The organism is Kitasatospora sp. NPDC001175 (genome assembly GCF_053598215.1).
Genome location: NZ_JBSFJU010000148.1, coordinates 1 through 6,439, shown reverse-complemented (window position 1 = coordinate 6,439; position 6,439 = coordinate 1). Strand labels below are relative to the sequence as shown.

The 6,439-nt window shown below is 74.5% G+C and carries 4 protein-coding genes, 1 tRNA gene and 1 pseudogene; 4 read left to right on the top strand and 2 right to left on the bottom strand.

Going from position 1 to position 6,439, the window contains the following annotated elements; translation table 11 throughout:
* Positions 1–145 precede the first annotated feature (145 nt).
* Entirely contained in the window at positions 146–1,861 is a 1,716-nt protein-coding gene (locus ACWDAK_RS40310; protein ID WP_427396256.1) for a glycosyltransferase family 39 protein, read from the bottom strand.
* A gap of 94 nt (positions 1,862–1,955) precedes the next feature.
* Entirely contained in the window at positions 1,956–3,491 is a 1,536-nt protein-coding gene (locus ACWDAK_RS40305; RefSeq protein WP_427396255.1) for a carboxyl transferase domain-containing protein, read from the bottom strand.
* Here ACWDAK_RS40305 and ACWDAK_RS40300 point away from each other — a divergent pair.
* The 4 genes and pseudogenes from ACWDAK_RS40300 to ACWDAK_RS40285 all read left to right on the top strand — a co-directional run.
* Positions 3,484–3,975 (top strand): annotated as a pseudogene (locus ACWDAK_RS40300) (hypothetical protein); the annotation flags it as partial. The gene ACWDAK_RS40305 and the pseudogene ACWDAK_RS40300 overlap by 8 nt on opposite strands.
* Before the next feature lie 97 nt (positions 3,976–4,072).
* The gene (locus ACWDAK_RS40295) at positions 4,073–4,237 is read left to right on the top strand and encodes a hypothetical protein (RefSeq protein WP_344641516.1); all 165 of its coding nucleotides are present in this window, start codon (positions 4,073–4,075) and stop codon (positions 4,235–4,237) included.
* A gap of 314 nt (positions 4,238–4,551) precedes the next feature.
* Positions 4,552–4,624: transfer RNA gene (locus tag ACWDAK_RS40290), tRNA-Arg, on the top strand.
* 163 nt (positions 4,625–4,787) lie between these two features.
* Positions 4,788–5,735: a hypothetical protein gene (locus tag ACWDAK_RS40285; protein ID WP_427396254.1), complete on the top strand. Its 948-nt coding sequence runs from the start codon at positions 4,788–4,790 to the stop codon at positions 5,733–5,735.
* Positions 5,736–6,439 lie beyond the last annotated feature (704 nt).

Genomic DNA, 6,439 nt, shown 5'->3' with positions numbered 1-6,439 from the left:
ACGATCCGCTCGACGTTCTCGACCTCGTTGTAGGTCGGGATGATCACCAGCACCGGGCCGAGATCGGCGAAGGTGCTCTCCTTGGGGGTCTCCTCGGGGGCAGTCACGTTGTGCCTTTCGAAGCGGCGGGAGTGGCAGCGGGCCGTTACGCGCGCCCTCTTGCGCGCACCAGCAGCGACACCGTCAGCCCGCGCACGTGCCGGACCTCGCTCGGGGTGAACACCGCTCGCAGGGCACCGGCCTGGTCGGCCGGCAGTGCCTGGTACGGGTCGTCGCCAGTGCCGATGGTAACGACCCAGGTACGGCTCACGTCACCGATACAGCGGACCGGAACCGGGCACTCCGACGGGAACAGGTCCTCCGCCCGTGCCGCGGTCTCCGCGATCAGCAGCGGTCTCGGACGGACGCCGTCCGGCAGGTGGTACGCCACTCCGGCGCCCACCATCATCCACGCCTTCTGCCCGGCCACCGCCACGATCCCGTCCCCGGCCCGGTAGCCGGACGCCACCAGGCGCGCCGCGCCCCGGTAGTCGGTCTCGGTCCGCGCGGTCACGTACCGCACCGCCCGCTGCTCCGGCAGCCCGAGCAGTCCGACCACGGCGACCACGGCCAGCGCCGGTGCGGCGGCGAGCCCCGGGGCCGTCCGGAGGCGCGCCGGGGTCCGGGAGGGCGCAGGGAACGGTGCGGCCGCCCCCCTGCGCGAGTTCGTGACCCGCCCGGCACCCTCTGGGGTGCGTGGGGCATTGCGCGACCCGGCGTCCGCGTTGGCGCGGGGGCGCTCGCGCTGTTTTTTGCGCCCTCGGAGCGGTGCGTCCTCGCGAAGCGCCGGCGTCCCCCAGAGTGCCACCCGGACGCCGAGAGCCTGTGCGGCGGCGCGGACCGCCGCGACGCCGCCGCCCGCGAGTGCGGCCCAGGCGGGCAGGGTGAAGAGCAGATAGCGGTCGACGAAGTACGAGGTGCGCCCCTGCGAGACCAGCCAGACCCCGAGCACCGGCAGCACGGCCGCGGCCGCCGCCTGGACCGCCGCCGACCGGTGGCCGCGCCACGCCAGGGCAGCCGCCGCCAGCAGGAGGAAGGCGCACATCACCCCGGACGAGCCGAGGAGCTCCGGCCAGAACGTCCGCAGCCGGTACCGGGTCGCGACGGCGATCCACTCCAGCTGGCGTCCAGACTGCCGCTGCCCCAGCAACATCACGGGCACCGTGGGCAGCAGCGCCGCCAGCACCGCCGGCGGGAACCACCGCAGCGCCCGGGTGTCCCGTCCCGACCGGACGGCCAGGGCCACCACCACGCACTGCCCGGCGAGGCTGCTCAACGAGACCAGGTGGAAAACCCCGGCGAGCGCCGTGCACAGCGCGTACCAGGCCCAGCGCGCCGGGCAGGGCCGCTCCAGGGCCCGCAGCAGGCACCAGGTGCCCGCCGCCACGGCGCAGGTGACGATCGCGTACGAGCGGGCCTCCTGCGCGTACGCCGAGACGTTGGGGAGGTCCGCCAGCAGCAGTCCGGCGGCCACCGCGGCCACCCGGCTGCCGAACCACCGCAGCGCGGCGAGCGCCGTGAAGGCGGCGGCGGCGGCCATCGCCAGTGCGGAGGGCAGCCGCAGGCTGAGCACCGAGTCGCCGAAGACACCGGTCCAGGCGTGCAGCACCAGGTAGTACGCACCGTTGCTGGCGTCGACGTTGCCGAGCATCGCGAACAACTGCGGCAACGGCCGGGTCGCCGCGCTCCAGCTGGAGAACTCGTCGCGCCAGAGCTCGGGAGTGGTGATCCGGTAGAGGCCGAGCAGCAGGGTGACCAGGGCGGGCGATAGCCAGACGCTGCGAAGCGCGCGCCCGGGAGAGCTCAAAGGTTCGATGAGCATGGGAAGTCAAGGCGATCTGTGAAGCTGACTGGAAGTCAGTCCGCAAGGCGGGCCCGGCCAGGATACGGGAGCCGGACGGGCCCGCGAGGCGGTGTCAACCGGCGGTGGTGAGGTCGCCCAGGCGGCGGTTGCGCGCGGCCCGGGCGGCGGCCCGGACCGGCTCCGGCTGGGCGGCCAGTTCGCCGAGTGCGTGGGCGATCGCCCGGCCGGCGCGTTCGCAGAAGGCGTCCGGCTCCGCCGCGGCGTCCGGGAGTTCGGGCAGCACCTGGTCCACCAGACCGGCCGCCGCGAGGTCGTGCGCGCCGATGCCCTGGGTCCGGGCCAGTTCAGCCGCGTGCTCGCCATCCCGGTGGACGATCGCCGAGGCGCCCTCCGGCGGCAGCGGTGCCAGCCAGGCGTGCTGGGCCGCCAGCACCCGGTCGGCGGGCAGCAACGCGAGCGCGCCGCCTCCCGAGCCCTGGCCGAGCAGTACCGCCAGCACCGGGGTGCGCAGGGCGATCAGCGTGTCCAGACAGTGGGCGATCTCCATTGCCACGCCGTCGAGTTCGGCCTGGACGGAGAGTTCGGCCCCCGCGGTGTCCACCACCGTGACCAGGGGGAGTCCGAGCTGTTCGGCGAGAGTGGCCGTGCGCCGGACGCACCTCAGATCGGCGGCGGTGAACGGACGCTCGGTGCCGGGAGTCGCTCGCTGCTGGCCGACCACCACGGCCGGCCGGCCCCCGAACTCGGCCAACGCGCGCACCAGTGCGCCCGCCGCCCGGCCTTCGCGCGGGGTGGGCGCGGTCAGTGGCAGTACGCCCTCGGCGGCCCGCGCGAGCAGCTCCCGCATCCCGGGCCGGCCGGGCTTCCGGGTCAGCCGGACCGACTCCCAGGTGTCGTCCAGCCCGTCCGCCGCGGGCCGGTCCGCCGGCGCCCCGCCCGCCGGCGCCCCGTCCGCCGCCGGATCGCCCCGGCGGTCCAGCATGGCCAGCAACCGCCCGACGAAGGCGGCCAGTTCGTCCGGCGGCACCACCGCGTCCACCAGCCCGCCGGACGCGAGCGTTTCGGCCCGCTGCACCTCCTCCGGCAGCCGGACCCCGCGCAGCTCCTCGTACACCCGGGGCCCGAGGAAGCCCAGCCGCGCTCCGGGCTCGGCCAGCACCGGCTGCCCGAGTGCGCCCCAGGAGGCGAACACCCCACCCATCGTGGGATTGCGCAGATACGTCAAGTACGGCAGCCCGGCGGTCCGGTGGGCCTGGACCGCGGCGGTGATCCGGACCATGCAGAGGAAGGCGGCCGACCCCTCCTGCATCCGGGTGCCGCCGGAGACGGGCAGGGCGAGCAGCGGCAGGCGCTCGGCCGTGGCCCGTTCCACGGCCCGGGTGATCCGCTCGGCCGTGGCGACCCCGATCGAGCCGCCCAGGAAGCCGAACTCCGAGGCCACCACCGCCAGCGGCCGCCCGTCCACCAGCAGCCGCCCGGTGGTCACCGCCTCGTCCAGCCCCGTCCGCGCCCGGGCCCGGGCCAGCGAGGCCGCGTACCCCTCGTCGGCGGGCGCCGCCGTGATCGGGGTGTCCCAGCACTCGAAACTCCCACGGTCGCCCAGCAGATCGATCAGCTGGGCCGCCGTCAGTCCGCTCCTGATGGTCATAGGTCCCCCGATCCCGGCTCCATCGGCGCCTCAGCGTACCCATTCCGCCGCGGCCGCCGGCCGTCCGGCTCCTGCGCCGAGTGGCCGATGGGCACTCAAGTCCGAATGGGCCGCGGTCGAAATGGGCCGGATGGCGATGGTCATTCGACCTGAACGGAGCATCGAATGCGCCTGTTCGCGCGCTGCGCCTCGGGCGCACCACTCCTGCTCGTCCCGCTCTGCGGTGCCACCGGAGCCGTGGCCAAGCCCGCTCCGGAGCCGGACCGGGCCCGCGCCGCTCCACACCTCGTCCACCGCCATCCCGGGCCGCTACATCGTCACCGTGAAGGACGACGTCGACCTGGCGACGGTGACCAGGGCCGCACCCGGCATCACCCCGAGGTTCACCTACTCCCACGTCCTGCACGGCTTCGCCGCCGACCTCAGCCCGTTCCAGCTGGCGGCGGTACGGAACCTGCCGGCCGTGGCGGCACTCGAGCAGGACGGCGTGGTCACGGCGGCCGAGCCCGGGCAGCCCGCTGCGAGGATCACGAGATCCTCTCGGCGAAGCTGGGCGGCGGCACCGCCGGGGCGGCACCTCGATGGCCAGCCCGCACGTGGCCGGCGTCGCGGCGCTCCACAAAGCGGTCCGCCCCTTCGCGAACACGGAGGAGGTCCGGCGCTGGATCGGTGCCCGGGCCACCAAGGACGTGCTCTCGGCGGCCGAAACCTCGCCCAACCGCCTGCTGTTCACCGGCGGCCTCTGAGCCGCCCTCCACGACCGCCCGCCGCCGACCTCCGGGCCCTCCACGACCGCCCGCCGCCGACCTCCGGGCCCTCCACGACCGCCCGCCGGCGCACCACCTGACGATCACACCCCACCAGTCCCACGACATCAGCGCCCGCCCGACCCGCGATCCGGTACCCTGTGGATCGAGCGTCCCGGCGGGCGCTGCACTCTGACCCGTGGAAACCCACGGCCGACGAGCCCGCAGCCCCGGCAGCACGACGCTCGACGCCTTGTCGACAGGCCGACCACGGCTCGGATCCCGAGCTCCGTGCGAGGTCCGGGACAAGCCCCGCCTCAGTAGCTCAGGGGATAGAGCACGGCTCTCCTAAAGCCGGTGTCGCAGGTTCGAATCCTGCCTGGGGCACGCTGACCAGAGCCTCGAACCATGATCGGTTCGGGGCTCTGGTGCTTGATCGGGAAATCGTCGGAGGGGTCGGCCCACGGCGGGCTTCCGGTCGTATCCGGCGTGCTTGCCTGCCATGACGGCCGCGGCCCGATCTGTCGGCCGAGCTGGCTAGGGTGCCGGTGTGCTGACGGAGGACGAACTGAACGCACTGGTCACCGCGGGGTGCGGCGGGGACGAGGACGCGGTGTGGCAGCTGGCGGAGGCCGTGGCGGCGGAGCCCGGGCGGGTGGCGCCCCACCGTGAACGGCTGTTGGACGCGCGGGTTTTCAGCCGGAGCGAGATCTGGCGAGGTGCGGACGGGCCGACCACCAGGGCGCTGGTCGAGCTCGCCGACTCGGCGGACGGGAATCAGTACCTCCTGCGGGAGTGTGTCGCCGAGGGGGATCCGGACGTCGCGCGTGAGGCGTTCGTCCGCTGGCGGGAGTCGGGCGATGTCGGCGCCCACACCCGTGCGGCGGGCTGGGAGCTGGAGCCGTCGGGGGAGCGGCGGGAACTCGTGGCGCGGCAGGCGTTCGAGCTGCTGGCCGTGGACGCGGAGGAGGCCGGGGAAGCGCTCTTCGGCCACGGGTCCGGGCAGCACTGCCCCTGGTGCGGCATGGAGTTGGCGTACGCACTCGACCTGCCGTCCGGCTCGGCGGTCGCGCGGGCGTTGGCACTGCCCACGGACGACCACGTGCAGGTGCTCGCCTGTCCGCGCTGCACGGACTTCGGCACGATCCTCAGTGAGTACGACGGCGCCGGCGGCTGCCGCTGGTCGACGAAGAACGAACGGCCGGAGTGGAACGGCCCGGTGCTGGACGGCTGGGATCCGTACCCGACCCGGCTGGTGCTCGGGCCCGCTCGGCCGGCGGACGGCAGCGGCACGGCCTGGCACGAGGGCGGGTCCACGCTCGGCGGTCGGCCGGAGTGGATCCAGGATCCCGAGTACCCCCACTGCCCGCGCTGCGGAAGGACGATGCGGTTCCTCTCGATGAACGACGGAGCCGACGTGTGGGGCGGCGAGGGCTGTCTCTACGTGTTCGCGGATCCGGAGTGCCGGACCGGGGCGGTGCTGTACCAGCAGAGCTGACGGACAGTTGGGCTCCCATGGCGGCGAACACGCCCGCTCCGCATCGCCCTTGCGGTGCCGCGGGCGTCGACTAGTCCCGGGACGGAAGAGGCGCGGGGGGAAGTCGGCGGGGTCGTGGGTGGCGGGGGTGATGTGGCGGCCCGGACGGACCAGGTGGAGGCCGGCGGGGTAGGGAGCCGGCGCGGTGGGCCGGGATCGCCGTGGGAAGGGACGGAGGTTCGGTGCCGTCGGCACGCAGGGTGAAGTGCGAACCGAACAAGGGGTTCGCCGTTGTCGCCGCCCGGGCCGCGGCGGTGCTGGGGCCCCGGCCGGGCGGGCGGCCGTCGGGGACGTCATGACGTGCGGGTCGGCGGGGCGCTGAGGCAAGCCGGGGATGCCGAACGGCCCGCCGCTCCCTGCGCGGGGGAGTGACGGGCCGTTGATCGGGGGCAGAGCCTGTTAATGGGATGTGGTCCTGCCATGCGTTAGTCGAGGCCCGGCGTGAACCGAGCGGCCGGGCGCCCGGACGACGGGCCCGCCGGTGGAGGATCGCCGGGAGGGTCAGAGGGCGGGCGCGGGTGCGGGTGCGGCGGGCGCGGCCATGGTCGGCTGTACGGGCGGGATCTGCTCCGGGTTCGGCTCCAGCTCGGCTCGTCCGGCCGCGTCGGAGAGTTTGATCAGCACGGCGGTCAGCAGCCAGTTGGCGGTCAGCGACGAGCCGCCGG

Excerpts from the sequence above, each read along its gene's own strand:
- ACWDAK_RS40310 (WP_427396256.1), bottom strand. The coding sequence starts at position 1,861 with ATGCTCATCGAACCTTTGAGCTCTCCCGGGCGCGCGCTTCGCAGCGTC.
- ACWDAK_RS40305 (WP_427396255.1), bottom strand. The coding sequence starts at position 3,491 with ATGACCATCAGGAGCGGACTGACGGCGGCCCAGCTGATCGATCTGCTG.
- ACWDAK_RS40295 (WP_344641516.1), top strand. The coding sequence starts at position 4,073 with ATGGCCAGCCCGCACGTGGCCGGCGTCGCGGCGCTCCACAAAGCGGTC.